Annotated in this window: 12 protein-coding genes and 2 riboswitches; of the genes, 7 read left to right on the top strand and 5 right to left on the bottom strand. The window is 61.5% G+C overall.

Going from position 1 to position 16,252, the window contains the following annotated elements; translation table 11 throughout:
- Positions 1–80: 80 nt before the first annotated feature.
- Positions 81–2,375 (top strand): fatty acid cis/trans isomerase, encoded by a 2,295-nt coding sequence (locus DFS28_RS11455; protein ID WP_111449832.1) that lies wholly within the window; start codon positions 81–83, stop codon positions 2,373–2,375.
- Between the two features lie 98 nt (positions 2,376–2,473).
- On the top strand, positions 2,474–3,058 hold the full coding sequence (gene nfuA / locus DFS28_RS11450; RefSeq protein WP_046048486.1) for a Fe-S biogenesis protein NfuA: 585 nt from the start codon (positions 2,474–2,476) through the stop codon (positions 3,056–3,058).
- 300 nt (positions 3,059–3,358) lie between these two features.
- On the opposite strand, the gene cobM is transcribed toward nfuA, so the two are convergent.
- The 4 genes from cobM to DFS28_RS11430 all read right to left on the bottom strand — a co-directional run bounded on the left by cobM (position 3,359) and on the right by DFS28_RS11430 (position 5,521).
- The gene (gene cobM, locus DFS28_RS11445; RefSeq protein WP_008150987.1) at positions 3,359–4,105 is read right to left on the bottom strand and encodes a precorrin-4 C(11)-methyltransferase; all 747 of its coding nucleotides are present in this window, start codon (positions 4,103–4,105) and stop codon (positions 3,359–3,361) included.
- A gap of 83 nt (positions 4,106–4,188) precedes the next feature.
- Complete coding sequence (locus DFS28_RS11440) at positions 4,189–4,602, bottom strand: cobalamin biosynthesis protein (RefSeq protein ID WP_111449831.1); 414 nt, start codon at positions 4,600–4,602, stop codon at positions 4,189–4,191.
- Positions 4,599–5,306 carry a CbtA family protein gene (locus tag DFS28_RS11435; protein WP_111449830.1) on the bottom strand — a complete coding sequence of 236 codons (708 nt, stop codon included), beginning with the start codon at positions 5,304–5,306 and terminating at the stop codon, positions 4,599–4,601. The genes DFS28_RS11440 and DFS28_RS11435 overlap by 4 nt, the downstream gene beginning before the upstream one ends.
- Positions 5,307–5,317: 11 nt before the next feature.
- Positions 5,318–5,521, bottom strand: a complete 204-nt coding sequence (locus DFS28_RS11430) for a CbtB domain-containing protein (protein ID WP_111449829.1) — start codon at positions 5,519–5,521, stop codon at positions 5,318–5,320.
- Positions 5,522–5,641: 120 nt separating this feature from the next.
- Positions 5,642–5,871, bottom strand: a riboswitch (cobalamin riboswitch).
- Positions 5,872–6,126: 255 nt separating this feature from the next.
- Positions 6,127–6,342: riboswitch (cobalamin riboswitch) on the top strand.
- A 98-nt stretch (positions 6,343–6,440) separates the two neighbouring features.
- Here DFS28_RS11430 and cobW point away from each other — a divergent pair.
- From cobW to DFS28_RS11405, 5 genes are all read left to right on the top strand, one after another.
- Complete coding sequence (gene cobW, locus DFS28_RS11425; protein WP_111449828.1) at positions 6,441–7,502, top strand: cobalamin biosynthesis protein CobW; 1,062 nt, start codon at positions 6,441–6,443, stop codon at positions 7,500–7,502.
- Between the two features lie 3 nt (positions 7,503–7,505).
- Positions 7,506–11,369 carry a cobaltochelatase subunit CobN gene (gene cobN, locus DFS28_RS11420; protein ID WP_111449827.1) on the top strand — a complete coding sequence of 1,288 codons (3,864 nt, stop codon included), beginning with the start codon at positions 7,506–7,508 and terminating at the stop codon, positions 11,367–11,369.
- A 151-nt stretch (positions 11,370–11,520) separates the two neighbouring features.
- On the top strand, positions 11,521–12,519 hold the full coding sequence (locus DFS28_RS11415) for an ATP-binding protein (protein ID WP_111449826.1): 999 nt from the start codon (positions 11,521–11,523) through the stop codon (positions 12,517–12,519).
- 2 nt (positions 12,520–12,521) lie between these two features.
- Positions 12,522–13,178, top strand: coding sequence for a VWA domain-containing protein (locus DFS28_RS11410; RefSeq protein WP_223527069.1), 657 nt, complete (start codon positions 12,522–12,524; stop codon positions 13,176–13,178).
- A 25-nt stretch (positions 13,179–13,203) separates the two neighbouring features.
- Positions 13,204–14,850: a phospholipase D-like domain-containing protein gene (locus DFS28_RS11405; protein ID WP_111449824.1), complete on the top strand. Its 1,647-nt coding sequence runs from the start codon at positions 13,204–13,206 to the stop codon at positions 14,848–14,850.
- Between the two features lie 105 nt (positions 14,851–14,955).
- Here the strand turns inward: DFS28_RS11405 and DFS28_RS11395 are convergent, their stop codons facing one another.
- Positions 14,956–16,191, bottom strand: coding sequence for an NADH:flavin oxidoreductase/NADH oxidase family protein (locus DFS28_RS11395; RefSeq protein WP_111449823.1), 1,236 nt, complete (start codon positions 16,189–16,191; stop codon positions 14,956–14,958).
- Positions 16,192–16,252 lie beyond the last annotated feature (61 nt).

The raw sequence follows: 16,252 nt of genomic DNA, 5'->3' as shown, positions 1-16,252 counted from the left end.
TTTGCATGAATATCGCTCATGTTGGAGTGGGGTGCGGACCGGTAGAATCGCGGCGTTTTTTCATGATCGGGACCAGGGATATGTCTTATCGCGTCATCAGCGTTGTTTTGCTGTTTTTAAGCTGGGGCGCTGCCGCGCAGGATCCGGCCATTTCCTCTGCCATTTCCTACAGCCGCGACATACAACCGATCTTCACCGAAAAGTGTGTGGCCTGCCATGCCTGCTATGACGCCGCCTGTCAGCTCAATCTGGGCAGTGGGGAAGGGGCGGGCCGTGGCGCAACCAAGAACCCGGTCTATGATGGCGATCGCCGCCAGGCTGCCGTGCCGACTCGGCTGTTTTATGACGCCTTCGGTAAACGCGCCTGGCAGCAAAAGGACTTCTATTCGGTGCTCGACGCTCAGGGCAGTCAGGCCGCGTTGATGGCGCGGATGCTTGAGTTGGGCCACAAAACTCCCTTGCAACCCAATGCCAAGCTGCCGGAGGACATCGTCCTTGGTCTGAACCGGGAAAACATGTGCGCGCTGCCGGCCGAGTTCGACGGCTACGCCAAAACACACCCCAAAGAGGGCATGCCGCTGGCGGTTACCGGCCTGACCGATCAGCAATACCAGACGTTGCAACGCTGGCTGGCCTCCGGCGCGCCGATTGACGAGCAAGGCCTTGTGCCGAGCGCCAAGGAGGCGTTGCAGGTGGTTCTGTGGGAAAACCTGCTCAACGCCCCGGGGGCACGGCAAAGCCTGGTGGGGCGGTGGTTGTTCGAGCATTGGTTTCTCGCTCACCTCTATTTCAAGGACGGCGAGCCAGGGCATTTCTTTCAGTGGGTACGTTCGCGCACGCCGACCGGCCAGCCGATCGACCTGATCAACACCCGCCGCCCGAATGACGATCCAGGCACTCAGGTGTATTACCGCCTGTGGCCGGTGCAAGGTGTGATCGTGCAGAAGACCCACATCACTTACCCGCTGAGTCCGACGAAGATGGCCCGGATCAAAAGCCTTTTCTATAACGGCAACTGGCAAGTCGACGCCTTGCCGGGATACGGGCCGGAGCGTCGGGCCAATCCGTTCACCACGTTCGAGGCGATCCCGGCCCAGGCGCGTTATCAATTCATGCTCTATAACGCCGAATACTTCGTCCGTACGTTTATTCGCGGCCCGGTATGCCGCGGCCAGATCGCCACTGACGTGATTCGCGATAACTTCTGGGCACTGTTCCAGGCGCCTGAGCACGACCTCTACATCATTGATCCGAACTACCGCGGCCAGGCCACGCCGTTGTTGGCGATGCCGGGGCAGAACGACGATGTCGGCAGCATCCTGAGCCTGTGGCGTGACTACCGCGACAAGCGTAACGAGTACGAGGCGCTGCGCCGTGACAGTTACGCCGATGCGCCGGCGCCAAGTTGGTCGACCTTATGGGCGGGCAACGATAACGCCTTGCTGACGATCTTCCGGCATTTCGACAGTGCCTCGGTGAACAAAGGCCTGATCGGTGACGTGCCGCAAACCATGTGGCTGTTTGACTTCCCGCTGCTGGAGCGCACGTATTATCAATTGGCAGTTAACTTCGACGTGTTCGGCAACGTCTCCCATCAAGCCCAGACCCGCCTGTATTTCGACCTGATCCGCAACGGTGCCGAGCAGAACTTTCTGCGCCTGATGCCTGCCGATTCGCGTGACGACTACCTCGACGACTGGTACCAGAGTGGCGGCAAATTCAAGATGTGGCTGAATTACGAGGCCATCGATAACGATAAAGAGACGGCGCTGGTGCTGGACAAAAAGGACCCGAAACGCGATTTCGCCCAGCAATTGCTGGTCCGTTACGGCGACCTCAACGCCAAGCCGGATCCGATCAACCGTTGTGACGGCGCTTATTGCTCGCGGCCGAACATCGACCTAGCCTTGCAGAGCGCCGAACAGGCGTTGAGTCGCTTGACTTCGCGTCCGGCGGCCGGGCTGAAGGTTATCGATCAGTTGCCGGAAGCGACCCTGCTGCGCATCGAAACCCAAAGCGGCAAGCGCGAGGTCTACAGCCTGCTGCGCAACCGGGCGCACAGTAACGTCGCATTCCTGCTCGGTGAATCCCTGCGGTATCAGCCGGGGCTCGACACTTTGACCATTTATCCGGGCGTGCTCAGCAGCTATCCGAACTTCATGTTCAACATTCCGGCCGAGCAAGTGCCTGAGTTCGTGGACGAGATGGAAAACGCCAAGGACGCCAATCGATTCGAGAAAATCGTCGAGCGCTGGGGGATTCGCCGCAGCCATCCGCAGTTCTGGTTCTACTTTCATGACTTGAACCGGTATGTCCACGAGACCGACCCGGTGGAAGAGGGCGTGCTGGACATGAACCGATATCAGAACCTCTGAGGTGCCTGTGATTCAGTGTGCTTTCCCGACAAAAATACTAGGACTTTGTACGGCGCGATGATTGGCGTAAACTGCGCCCAAGCCTGCGAGGAGTTTCCATGACCGCTATTACCATTACCGACGCCGCCCACGATTATCTGGCTGATCTGCTCTCCAAGCAGAACACCCCAGGCATCGGCATCCGCGTCTTTATCACCCAGCCTGGCACCCAGTACGCCGAAACCTGCATTGCTTATTGCAAGCCGGGCGAAGAAAAACCTGAAGACACGGCGCTGGGGCTCAAAAGCTTCACCGCTTACATCGACTCGTTCAGCGAAGCGTTCCTGGACGATGCGGTAGTCGACTACGCCACCGACCGTATGGGCGGCCAGCTCACCATCAAGGCGCCAAACGCCAAAGTACCGATGGTCAACGCCGACAGCCCGATCAACGAGCGTATCAACTATTACCTGCAAACCGAGATCAACCCGGGGCTGGCCAGCCACGGCGGTCAGGTCAGCCTGATCGATGTGGTCGAAGACGGCATCGCCGTGCTGAAGTTCGGCGGCGGTTGCCAGGGCTGCGGCCAGGCAGACGTCACCCTTCGCGAAGGCATCGAGCGCACCTTGCTCGAGCGCATTCCCGAGCTCAAGGGTGTTCGTGACGTCACCGACCACACGCAGAAAGAAAACGCCTACTACTAAGTAAGGTGTTCGCTGCAAACATAAAAAAACGGCGCCCCGTGAGCGCCGTTTTTTTATGGGCGATAGATAACCTGTGAATGACGGGATTTACCGTGGTGAAGGGATTTACTGTGGTGAGGGGAATTACTGTGGTGAGGGGATTTATCTGTGGCGAGGGGATTTATCCCCGTTGGGCCGCGAAGCGGACCCCTGCATTCTTTCAGGCGGACCTAGCAAGCAGGTTTAGCGACGGCTTCGCCGCCGAACGGGGATAAATCCCCTCACCACAGTAATTCCCCTCACCACAGGGTTGTGCTTGGCTCAGGGCCGATACAGATGCGCATGCCCCGCGCGATACAGCGACGACTCACTGAAGTGATCACTGCCCAGAACCCGACCCACCAAAATCAACGCCGTGCGCCGAAACCCCTTGGCTTCAACCTTCGCGGCAATGTCTTCAAGCGTCCCCACCACCCAATCCTGGTCCGGCCAGGTCGCCCGGTGAATCACCGCGATCGGGCAATCCGCGCCGTAATGCGGCAGCAGTTCGGCCAGGATCTTCTCCAGATGATTGACCCCCAGATGAATCGCCATCGTCGCCCCGTGCTGCGCCAGGCTGCCAAGCTCTTCGCCGGCAGGCATCGCGGTTTTGTCGGCATAGCGGGTCAGGATCACGCTTTGCGACACGTCGGGTAACGTCAGTTCCGCGCCCAACAGTGCTGCGCAGGCCGCCGTGGCCGTGACACCGGGAATGATTTCAAACGGGATGTCGAGTTCGCGCAGGTAGCGGATCTGCTCGCCAATCGCACCATAAAGACTCGGATCGCCGGAGTGCACCCGGGCCACGTCCTGGCCCTTGGCATGGGCGGATTTGATCAGCTCGATGATCTGTTCCAGGTGCAGTTCGGCGCTATTGACCACCTGTTCGGCGCGATGGCCTTCCAGCACGGCGGCGGGCACCAGGGAGCCGGCATAGATGATCACCGGGCAGCTGCGAATCAGCCGTTGGCCTTTGACGGTGATCAGTTCCGGGTCGCCGGGACCTGCGCCAATGAAGTAGACGGTCATCGTCGGTTCCTGTGAGAAAAAGGGGCAGGGCAAGGCTTCAGATGAAGATTGCTCATGATCGATGGCGGTGATTATCGAGGATTTTATGCAGCACAGGCCAATGCCAAGGTGGCCTGGGCATATTTTTGTCGTGGAATCAGCAATTTTGCCGGTGCCTGGGTCAGTTGTTCGGCCAGGGCCAGGGCGGCACTTTCCGCTACGCCGTAGCAGCCAGTGCGTTCGAACGCGATGTCCGAGCGGTGACTGAGTTGCGGTTGATAGCCGGCCAATTGTTCGCTGCTGAAGTACATCAACGGTAACTCAAGCTGTTCGGCCAGTTCGATCAAGCCAGGTTCTTCGCGCTTCAGGTCGATGCTGGCCAGGGCCTTGATCTGGTGAAGTTCGATTTTATGAGCCTGTAACGCCTGATCGAGCAGCGCCCGCAGCGTACTGACGGGGCAGCCGCGCTGGCAGCCCAGGCCGACCACTAAGGTCGGCGCTGTGCTGATCTCGGTCATGCGTGGTATTGACCATCGCTTTTGCGGCGGAACAACCAGGCACTGATCAGGCCCAGGGCCAGCCAGAATGCCGCGTTGGTCAGCTGCGAAGCGATTTTGAACTGAGCTTCCAGGGCTTGCGGAGCCAGCATCGAGTGGACTTCCGGTTGTGGTGCGCCGATCACATGAGGAACGGCCAGGATGGCCACCCCGAGCATTTTCATCAGCCAGTGACGGCTGAACACGATCAATGCGATGCCGGCCGCGGTGGAGGCAGCCGTGCTGATCCACCAGATCTGCCGTTGCGCCAAATCAGCGGCGGCAGTGCCCGGCAGCTCAGGCGGCAGACCGAGGGTCGGTGCCAGTACGAACGTGGCGTAACCGGCCAGGCCCCAAAGCAGGCCCTGGGAGGTTTTGGTCGGTGCGCGCAAGGTGTAAAGACCGGCCAGCATCAGGGCGAAACCGACTGCTACCACCAGGTTGCCGCCGGTGGTGGACAGCACGCGCTGCCAGCCGTCTTCCGGCTCCCAGGCCTCAGCATCGTGGGTGTGAGCGGCGACAGCACCTGCGGCGTGTTCGTGAACTTCAACCGCGGCGGGCTCGGATTTTTCGTAAGTCTCGGCCTGCAGGATCAGCGGTGCCACCCAAAAGCTTTGCAGCAAGGTCAGCAACAGGGCGGCCAGCAGCCCGGTGAACCCTGCGGTTTGCGCAATACGCTTGATCATGTTGGCTGGTCTCAATGACACGGGAATGCAGAGCTGTGGCGGGTATCGTGAGCGGCGTTGTGCACCGCTTCGATGTGCGAGAAACCGGCGAAATACACAAGGCACGCACCCAGGATCGACGCACACACGGCGGCGGTCAGGCGTTGAGTCAAGGTGTTGGTGGTGCTGGCGGTGCTCTTATCGGTGTTGCTGCCGGTAGTGCTGATGATCGACATGGCGCTTCCCTCTGGTCTGTCAGCGGGTGATATAGAGCGCATGGAAGACCCCTGCGAGTCGGGCACGCAGAGGTTCAAACAGCGCCCGCCCACCGCGGGTTTGTTATTCAGTGATCGTAATGGTCACTTTGTGTTGCGGGCCGGTCTCCGGGCTCACGAGGGGCGCTGGCTTTCGCTTTGACCTGCAAGCATCACCTTCCCATGCCGAACTGCTGGCACAGTGGATCTGACGCTTCGCTCGCTTACCGTTGCGGGGGCAGCACCGGACTGACATGGCTTTAGAGTAAAGCACATGATTCACCGGTTTCCCGTTTCACCCTGTGAAGGGCACCCATAACAAGGCGTGTAGGAGAGCATGGGCGGGGGTTGGGCGTCAATTGGCAAGGGTTCTCGTTTGAGCTGTGGTGAGGGAATTATCTGTGGTGAGGGGATTTATCCCCGTCCGGCGGCGAAACCGTCGCAAGACCTGCTTGCGGGGTATGCCTGAGGAAATGCAGGGGGCCGCTTCGCAGCCCAACGGGGATAAATCCCCTCGCCACAGATAACCCCCCTCACCACAGGGACCGCGATCAGTCCAAGGACATTGACCCGCCCCCACACGATGCGTAGCCTTGCGCTTTCGAGGTTCTTCGGCGTCTGCCGAAGCTAAGAAGGGAACGCGGTCGATGCCGCGGCTGCCCCCGCAACTGTGAACGGTGATGTTCGCTGCCACGCCACTGCAAACCCTGTGCAACGGGTTCGCGGGAAGGCGCAGCGAATGCCAGGCCCACCAGTCCGGCACACCGTCAGCCAGGAGACCTGCCTCGACACAGATTCTCACTACAACCGGGCGGGGTGATCCGGTGGCGGAACTCTTGCGCGCGCCTCCGTCGCAGCGATTGTCGTCCCGTATGCCCGCCACCTTGCCAAAGGGCATCCGATGAAAACACTGGCCAAACTCCCCGTCACCATCGTTACCGGCTTCCTCGGCTCGGGCAAAACCACGTTGCTGCGGCACATGCTCGACAACGCTCAGGGCCGTCGCATTGCGGTGATCGTCAACGAGTTCGGCGAGCTGGGCATCGACGGCGAAATCCTCAAGCAGTGCTCCATCGGTTGCACTGAAGAGGAAGCCAACGGCCGCGTCTACGAACTGGCCAACGGATGCCTGTGCTGCACCGTTCAGGAAGAGTTCTTCCCGGTGATGCGCGAACTGGTCGCCCGTCGCGGCGACCTCGACCACATCCTCATCGAAACCTCGGGCCTGGCCCTGCCAAAACCGCTGGTACAAGCCTTCCAGTGGCCGGAAATCCGCAGCGCCTGCACCGTTGACGCGGTGATCACCGTGGTCGACAGTCCAGCGGTCGCCGCCGGCACCTTCGCGGCTTTCCCGGACCAGGTCGATGCCCAGCGCAAACTCGACCCGAACCTGGACCACGAATCGCCGCTGCACGAACTGTTCGCCGACCAACTGGCCAGCGCCGACCTGGTGATCCTCAACAAGGCCGACCTGATCAGCCCTGAAGACCTGGCCCGTGTACGCCTGGAAGTCGCCGAAGAACTGCCGCCAGCAGTGAAAATCATCGAAGCCAGCAGCGGTCGCGTACCACTGGATGTGCTGATCGGCCTCGGCGCCGGTTCCGAAGAGCACATCGACAGCCGTCACAGCCACCACGACCATCACCATGAAGGCGAGGAAGATCACGACCACGACGCCTTCGATTCCATTTCGATTGACCTGCCGCAAGCCGACGAAAGCCTGCTGCTGGACGTGCTGACCCAACTGGTGGTCAAGCACGGCATCCTGCGGGTCAAAGGCTTCGCCGCCATCCCGAACAAGCCGATGCGCCTGCTGATCCAGGGCGTGGGCACACGTTTCGACAAGCACTTCGACCGTCAGTGGGGCGCCGACGAAGCGCGTACCACGCGCCTGGTGTTGATCGGTCAGGAGCTGGACGCCACTCTGCTTGAAGCGCAATTGCGCGCTGCGCTCAGCGTTTAAGTCATGCACCTGCTCAGGACCCAGCCCGGCGGTTTCGTGTCGGATGACAACATTGCCGACCTTGGACAAACCCCCGCCGAGCTGGTGATCCTGTGCAGCGGCGACTCCAGCCTGGCACTGCTCGCCGAAGCGGCGCAGCAGTTGCCCGACGATTACCCCAGCGTGCGCCTGGCCAATCCGATGCAGGTGCAGAATCACGCCTCGGTCGACCTGTATGTCGACGAAGTGCTGCGCCACGCCAAGGTGATTCTGATCTCGCTGCACGGTGGCATCGCCTATTGGCGTTACGGCGTCGAGCGTCTGGTGCAACTGTCGGAGCGTGGTGTGCAGCTGATTCTGGTGCCGGGCGATGACCGCCCGGACCCGGAACTCAGCGACCTAAGCACAGTGGGCGCGCAAGACCGCGACCGGCTCTGGCAGTTTCTGCGTCAGGGCGGCATGAGCAATGCCCTGGATTTTTTTCGCTGCCTTGCCAATCGTTGGCTGGATCGCGACTACGCCTGGGCCGAGCCGCAAACCCTGCCGCGCACGGCGATCTACCACCCGCACAAAAGCCCCGCTGAACTGAAGGATTGGCAAGCCGACTGGCAGGCCGGTCAACCGGTGGCGGCGGTGCTGTTCTACCGCTCGCATTTGCAGGCGGCCAACACCGGTTTTATCGATGTTTTCTGCCAGCGTTTGCAGGCGGCGGGGCTGAACCCGTTACCGATTGCTGTGGCCAGTCTGAAAGAGCCCGGCTGCCTGACAGTGGTCGAGGACTGGCTGGATGAAGTCGAGGCCGGCGTGATTCTCAACACCACCGGCTTCGCCCAATCCAGCCCCGAAGCGCCGCATTTGCGACCGTTTCGCCGCAACATCCCGGTGATCCAGGCGATCTGTGCCCAGGACAACGAGCCCGGATGGCGCGCCAGCGAACAAGGCCTCGGCCCGCGTGATCTGGCGATGCACATCGCGCTGCCGGAACTGGATGGGCGGATCATCAGCCGACCGATCAGCTTCAAAGACCTGGCCTGGCGCAGCGAGCGCAGCCAATCCGATGTGGTCTGCTATCGGCCACAACCGGAGCGCATGGATTTTGTCGCTGAACTGGCGCGACGCTGGATCGATCTGGCGCGGGTGCCCAACGCTGAAAAACGCATCGCCCTGATCCTCGCCAACTACCCGACCCGCGACGGGCGCATCGGCAATGGTGTCGGCCTCGACACTCCAGCCGCGGCGCTGAACATCCTGCGTGCGCTGCATAAAGAAGGTTATCCGCTACCGACCGAGTTGCCTGATAGCGGCACCGCGTTGATCCAGCAATTACTCGGCGGCGTCAGCAACGACCTCGACACCCTCGACCAGCGTCCGTGTATGCAAAGCCTCGCGCTGGACGACTACAACTTGATGTTCAACGCCTTGCCCGAATCCAATCGCCAAGCCGTGCTGGAACGTTGGGGCTCGCCCGAAAACGATCCGATGTTCCGTGGCGGGCGGATGATGATCGCCGGGCTGCGCTTTGGCCTGACCTTCGTCGGCATTCAACCGGCGCGGGGTTATCAGGTCGATCCGAGCGCGGTGTATCACGATCCGGACCTGGTGCCGCCTCACGGTTACCTGGCGTTCTATTTCTGGTTGCGTAACACCTACGGCGCCCACGGCGTGATCCACGTCGGCAAGCACGGCAACCTCGAATGGTTGCCGGGCAAAGGCGTCGGTCTGTCCGAGCAGTGCTGGCCGGATGTGCTGCTCGGTCCGCTGCCGAACATCTATCCGTTCATCGTCAACGATCCGGGCGAGGGCGCCCAGGCCAAGCGCCGTACGCAGGCGGTGATCATCGATCACCTGATGCCGCCGCTGACCCGCGCCGAAACGTACGGCCCGTTGCGCAACCTCGAATTACTCGCCGACGAGTATTACGAAGCGCAATTGCTCGATCCGCGCCGTGCCCGGGAATTGCAGCGCGACATCCTGCAACTGGTGCGCGAGACGCACATCGACCGCGAACTGCAACTGGACGAAAAGCTCGACAGTGATGCCGATGCGGCGATCTGGCTGCCGCGGCTGGACACCTATTTGTGCGACCTGAAAGAGTCGCAGATCCGCGACGGCCTGCATGTGTTTGGCGAGTCTCCGACCGGGCGTTTGCGCATCGATACCTTGCTGGCGTTGTTGCGCATTCCGCGAGGCGATGGGCGCGGTGCGCAATCGAGTCTGCTGCGGGCCTTGGCCAAGGCGTTCTCGTTGGGCTTCGATCCGCTGGATTGCGCGCTCGCCGAACCCTGGACCGGGCCACGTCCGATTGAACTGCAAACCCTCACCGATGAAGTCTGGCGCACAGCCGGTGATACCCGTGAACGTCTGGAACTGTTCGCCGCTCAACTGATCTCTCAGACGTTGAATACCGAGGTCGAGCCCGGCCCCTGTGGGAGCGGGCTTGCTCGCGAAAGCGGAGTGTCAGTCGACATTGATTTGCCTGATCCACCGCTTTCGCGAGCAAGCCCGCTCCCACAGGAGGCCACTTGGTTCGAAGTGAGCGCCATCATCGACAGCCTGCGCGAAGTCGTCGCGCCACGGCTGGACGCCTGCGGCCCGGCGGAAATGCGCGGTCTGCTCGATGCCCTCAGCGGCCGCTTCGTGCCGGCCGGCCCCAGCGGTTCGCCGAGTCGCGGACGGCTCGACGTGCTGCCGACCGGGCGCAACTTCTACTCGGTGGACGTGCGTAACCTGCCGACCACCACCGCGTGGCGTATCGGTTTCCAGTCGGCCAACCTGATTCTTGAGCGACACCTGCAAGACCACGGCGATCACCTGCGTCAGCTCGGCCTGTCGGTGTGGGGCACCGCGACCATGCGCACCGGTGGCGACGACATCGCCCAGGCCATGGCGTTGATGGGTGTGCGCCCTGTCTGGGCCACCGGTAGTCAGCGGGTCGACGACTTCGAGATTCTGCCGCTGAGTCTGCTGGACCGTCCGCGTGTGGACGTGACCTTGCGCGTCTCCGGATTCTTCCGCGATGCCTTTGCCAATCTGATCCGCCTGTTCGATGCCGCCGTGCAAGCGGTCGCCGCGCTCGATGAGCCGGACGACCTCAACCCCCTGGCCGCCAAGGTGCGTGCCGAGCGCGAAGCGTTAATGCAATCGGGGCTGGATGAAGAGGCGGCCAAGCGTCAGGCCGGTTGGAGAATTTTCGGCGCCAAACCCGGTGCTTACGGCGCGGGCGTGCAGGGCGCCATCGATGGTCGTCTGTGGCAAAGCCGCGACGACCTGGCCGAGGTTTACCTGAACTGGGGCGGCTACGCTTACGGCGGTTCTGACGAAGGCACTGCGGCGCGAGAACAGTTCGCTCAGCGCCTGAGCCAGGTGCAGGCGGTGCTGCAAAACCAGGACAATCGTGAGCACGACTTGCTCGATTCCAACGACTATTACCAGTTCCAGGGCGGCATGCTCGCCGCCGTGGAAAGCCTCAGTGGTGAAGCGACGGCCAGTTACCATGGCGATCACAGTCAGCCGGATCTGCCGAAGATCCGCACGTTGAAGGAAGAGCTGAACCGGGTGATTCGCTCGCGGGCAGCCAATCCGAAGTGGATCGATGGCGTGAAGCGCCACGGCTATAAAGGTGCGTTTGAACTGGCGGCGACGGTCGATAACCTGTTTGCCTTCGACGCAACAACGCAGTTGATTGACGATCACCAGTACGCGTTACTGGCGGATGCGTATTTGCTGGACCCGGTGACCCGGGATTTTGTTCGTGAGCATAATCCGCATGCGTTGCGCGACATGACCGAGCGGATGCTTGAGGCGCAGCAGCGGGGGATGTGGAAGGAGCCAGGTGAGTATCGCGAGGCGCTGGAGAATTTGTTGCTGGACATCGAAGAAGACAGTTGACCGACTGTAGCTGATCGTTCCTACGCTCCGCGTGGGAATGCAGCCCGGGACGCTCCGCGTCCCACCCAGAGCCGAACGCGGAGCGTCCGTTGAGGCATTCCCACGCAGAGCGTGGGAACGATCACACTACCGACCACAAACGAGACCTGACATGACCGACACTCCCCATTTCCCGCTTTCCGCCGTGGTCGGCGCTGACGATCTCAAACTCGCCCTGTACCTGACCGCCATCGACCCGAAAATCGGCGGCGTACTCATCGAAGGCCCTCGCGGCATGGCCAAGTCAACGCTGGCCCGTGGCCTGGCGGATTTGCTGGCCAGCGGCCAATTCGTCACCTTGCCGCTCGGCGCCACCGAAGAACGGCTGGTCGGCACCCTCGACCTGGACGCCGCCCTGAGCGAGGGGCGCGCGCAGTTTTCCCCCGGGGTACTGGCCAAGGCTGACGGCGGCGTGCTCTACGTTGATGAAGTCAACCTGCTGCCCGATCACCTGGTGGACCTGCTGCTGGACGTGGCCGCCAGCGGCACCAACCTGATCGAACGCGACGGCATTTCCCATCGGCATTCGGCGAAGTTCGTGCTGATCGGCACCATGAACCCGGAAGAGGGTGAGCTGCGTCCGCAACTGCTCGACCGCTTTGGCCTGAACGTCGCCCTCAGTGGTCACACTGCACCGACCGAACGCGGCCAGATCATCCGGCGACGGCTGGATTTCGACAGCGATCCCCACAGCTTCTGCGCCGAATGGGAAAGCCAACAGCAGTCGCTGCGCGAACGTTGCCAGAAAGCACGCAGCGCACTGGCCAGCATCCCACTCGACGATCATGCGCTGGCGCAGATTACCGAGCGCTGCTTTGCTGCCGGTGTCGACGGCTTGCGGGCCGACCTGGTCTGGTTGCGTGCTGCGCGTGCCCACGCGGCATGGCGTGGGGCGAATGCAATCGCCGAGGAAGACATCGATGCCGTCGCCGAGTTTGCCTTGCGCCATCGCCGCCGCGAGCCATCGCCACCAGCGCCGCAACAGAGCCAGCCGCCCTCTACGCAAAATGCCAACCCGAGCGAAGGCGAGGGCCAATGGGGTGAAATGCCCGCTCAGGCGCTCCCGGTCGGCGCACGACGTGACGTGCCGAGCTGGCCAAAAAAGCCCTAGGCATTCGCCCTCGATCTGACGCGGGGGCGAATGCCAGACCCCGCGCCGGACGACTGGATAACGGCAAACAGGGTAAACGTCACGCGGCACGCAGCGGCTCGATCAATTGGCCCGGCACCTTGCTGAACGGCCGTCCGCGTCAACGCGACGATGTGTTGTTTCACCTGCGCACCCGCTCGCCCCACGAACTGTGGCTGGTGATCGTCGACGCCTCGGCTTCGACTCGTCGCCATCAGGCGTTGAGCGATGCCAAGGGCTTGCTCGCGCAACTGTTCGACGATGCCTATCGCCAGCGTGCACGTCTGGCGTTGCTCACGGCCAGTGGTCATGTGCCGAAATGGCAAGTGCAAGGGTTGAAAGCCTCCGCGGGTTTGCGCGACTGGCTTGATGGGCTGGGAGCGGGCGGTGGTACGCCGTTGCTGGCAGCGCTGGGTGAAGCGGGGCGCTGGCTGGCGGTCAGGCAGAAACGTTTTCCGGCGGAACGGCAGCGTTTGTTGCTGGTGACCGATGGCCGATTGAAGGACTGGTCGATGTTGCCGGCGCTTGATTGTCCGGGGCTGCTGATCGACATCGAACGGGGGCCGATTCGGCTTGGACGGTCTAAAGTCTTGGCTACCGAGTTGCAGGCCGAATATCGACATATCGATGATATGGAGTGAGCCGAAAAAATCACAGGAGTGAGTCATGCGCGTTCTAGCCGCCAACATTCAGGACGATTTCCGCGTCAAAGCCTACGCCGGCACCAATGGCGTGCTGTTGGCCATGGACCTGGCCGAACACCGGCGCAAAGGCCTCTTGGGTTTCGCCATCGAAAAGCAGCAAGGCCCCAAGCCCTGGCTGTTCCTGTTCAACAGCCTGACCTTCCCCGGCAAGGTGCATACCTTTCCCCAGTTTCACGCCACCCCCAGCGATATCGCGCCATTACAGAAATTTCGCTGGGCCGATTACGCGGTCAATCCGGGGATGACGATCCATTACCGAATCCACCTGGCTTACGGTAGCGTTGATGCGCCGCAACTGGGTGAGTTCCTGGAAGTGACGGTCACCTCCGACAATGGGCAGCCGAATAATCAAAGCGTGATCTTCAATCGCGCAGTGGCCGCCAGTCAGGCGTTCCAGCGCAAGTTTCCCGAGCTCGACGCGCTGATCAGCGCCAACAAGAACCTGCCCATCGAAGCCTGGCCGGATATCCCGCGGCAATGGCTGGAAAACGGTTTGCTCGGACGTTTGCTGGGGTTTATCGAGCGTGCGGTGGATGGCCAGTGGGCGCTGGACATTGCCATCTACGAGTATGAATTGCAGGCCATTGTCGATGCGGTCAATGCCGCGTTCGAACGTGGGGTAAACGTTCGCGTGCTTTATCACGCCCAGCCGGGCGATGAAGACACCACCATGAACGAGGCCAGCCTGGAGAAGATTCCGGCAGAGAACAAGCGCGGGCGAGTCACCCATAACATCTTCCACAACAAGTTCATGGTGCTGAGCCGGCTCGACGCGGCAGGGCAGCGTCAGCCGGAGGCGGTGCTGTGCGGCAGCACCAATTTCACGCCCAACGGTGTTTACCGCCAGGCCAACGTGGTGCATGTGCTGGACGACACGCGCATCAGCGCCAGCTATCTGCACACCTTCGAGCAGGTCTGGGCTCACCCGGCGGATGTCGATGCCACCCGAAACTGGCTCACGCAAAACAACCCGATGGATTCGCTGCAGCCGATGTTCGCCGGCTTCTCACCCCGCTCGGGCCAAGGGGATCTGCAAGCGTTTGTCGAGATCATCAACACGGCGAAAAAAGACGTGCTGTTCGTCACCGCATTCGCTTTGCCCGACGACATCCTGAACGCCTTGCTCGGCTTGCCCCACGACGACATTTTGCGTTACGGCCTGCAAAACACCGCCAGCCGTATCACCGGTTTCCACGCCGACCGCACCGCCGAATTCGCCGCCACCGCGCTGCTCAACACCGGGCTGGAAGGCTGGCTTCGAGAGAACATGAAAGGCCAGAAGGGTAACCTGCTGGTGCACACCAAAGCCGTGGTGACGGACTTCACCAGCGATGCGCCGACGATCATCAGCGGCAGCCACAACCTCAGTGCCGCGGCCAGTAATGGCAATGACGAGAACTACCTGATCATTCGCGGCGATACCGATCTGGCAGACCGTTATGGCCTGGAACTGCTGCGGTTCTACGAGCATTACCGCTTTCGCTACTTCGCCCGGAAACTCGCGCTCAAGCAGGTCCAGCCGTTGGCGGCGGATGACAGCTGGACCGATGACTATTACCTCGACGGGGATTTGCGCCAGCTATCCAGATTGCGTTTTTCCGGACGGTAAACACCCCCCTTGTGGGAGCGGGCTTGCTCGCGAAGGCGGCCTTACAGTCAACAATAATGTTGTCTGGCACTCCGCTTTCGCGAGCAAGCCCGCTCCCACATTGGATCACTTCATTCCCATCGCCTGCCGATACTGGCGAGTCCGCCGGGCGATGTACACGCGGTCGAGAATCAACGCCCATAGCGCCCATAGCGCCGATACGTCGGGACGAGTCTTGCGCCCACGGCTCAGGCGATTGAGCTGGAACTTCACGACGGCCATGCTCGCCAGTGCTGCCAAAGGTTTGCGTTTCCAGCGAATCGGCGGCAGTTGCGGGTGACTGTTCTGACCTTCGCGCCAGCGTTTGACCAGTTGAGGTTCAATCGCCAGTGCTGTGCCGATTCCAGCCATGGCGATGCCGCTGTCGAGCACCTGTTCGACGATCGCCAGGCGTCGAATCCCGCCGGTCACCATCACCGGCATGTTCGCCACACTGGCCAGCTCACCGGCCATTTCCAGAAAGTACGCTTCACGCGCCAGGGTCCGACCATCCCGGGCCTCGCCTTGCATGGCCGGGGCTTCGTAGCTGCCGCCGGAGAGTTCCAGCAGATCGATCGATTGATCGTTGAGCCACTGAATCACTTGCCGGGCATCGTCGGCATCGAAGCCGCCGCGCTGGAAATCCGCGGAGTTGAGCTTCACCGCCACACAAAATGTCGGCGACACAGATTTGCGCACGGCGCTGACCACCGCCAACAACAAGCGCGCGCGATTTTCCAGGGAACCACCCCAGCGGTCGGTTCGGCGGTTGGTCAAGGGCGAGAGGAACTGGCTGATCAGATAACCGTGCGCAGCATGAATCTGCACCCCGGTGAAACCGGCCTTTTCCGCCAGGGCCGCGCTGGTGGCGAAGCGTTGGATGACGTCTTCGATGTCGTGCTCGCTCATGGGCTTGGGCTCGGCAAACATCTTCGAGAACGCGCCCAGGTCCAGCGCCACTGCCGAAGGCGCCAACGCTTGCTGGCCGAGATTGGCCATGGTCTGACGGCCAGGATGATTGAGCTGCATCCAGAACTGCGCGCCACCGGCCCGACCGATGCTGGCCCACTGGCGAAAGCGTTCAAGGTGCCGCTCATCTTCGAGCACCACGCCACCGGGGCCGGTCATGGCGCGGCGGTCGATCATCACGTTGCCGGTCAGCAACAGGCCGGTTTCGCCTTCGGCCCACGCCTGATACAGCCGGAACAAGGCCTCTGCAGGTACCTGCCCGCTGTCAGCGAGGTTCTCTTCCATCGCAGCTTTGGCGATGCGGTTGCCGATGGTCTGGCCGTTGGGCAAATTCAACGCTTGGAAGGGCGACATACTTGACTCCTCATCAGTGATGAGCAGAGGCTAAGCTTAAAGTTAACTTTAATGTCAAGCA

Origin of the sequence: Pseudomonas sp. 478 (assembly GCF_003254125.1) — a bacterium.
Lineage (GTDB): Bacteria > Pseudomonadota > Gammaproteobacteria > Pseudomonadales > Pseudomonadaceae > Aquipseudomonas.
This window is presented reverse-complemented; position numbering and strand designations above follow the sequence as displayed.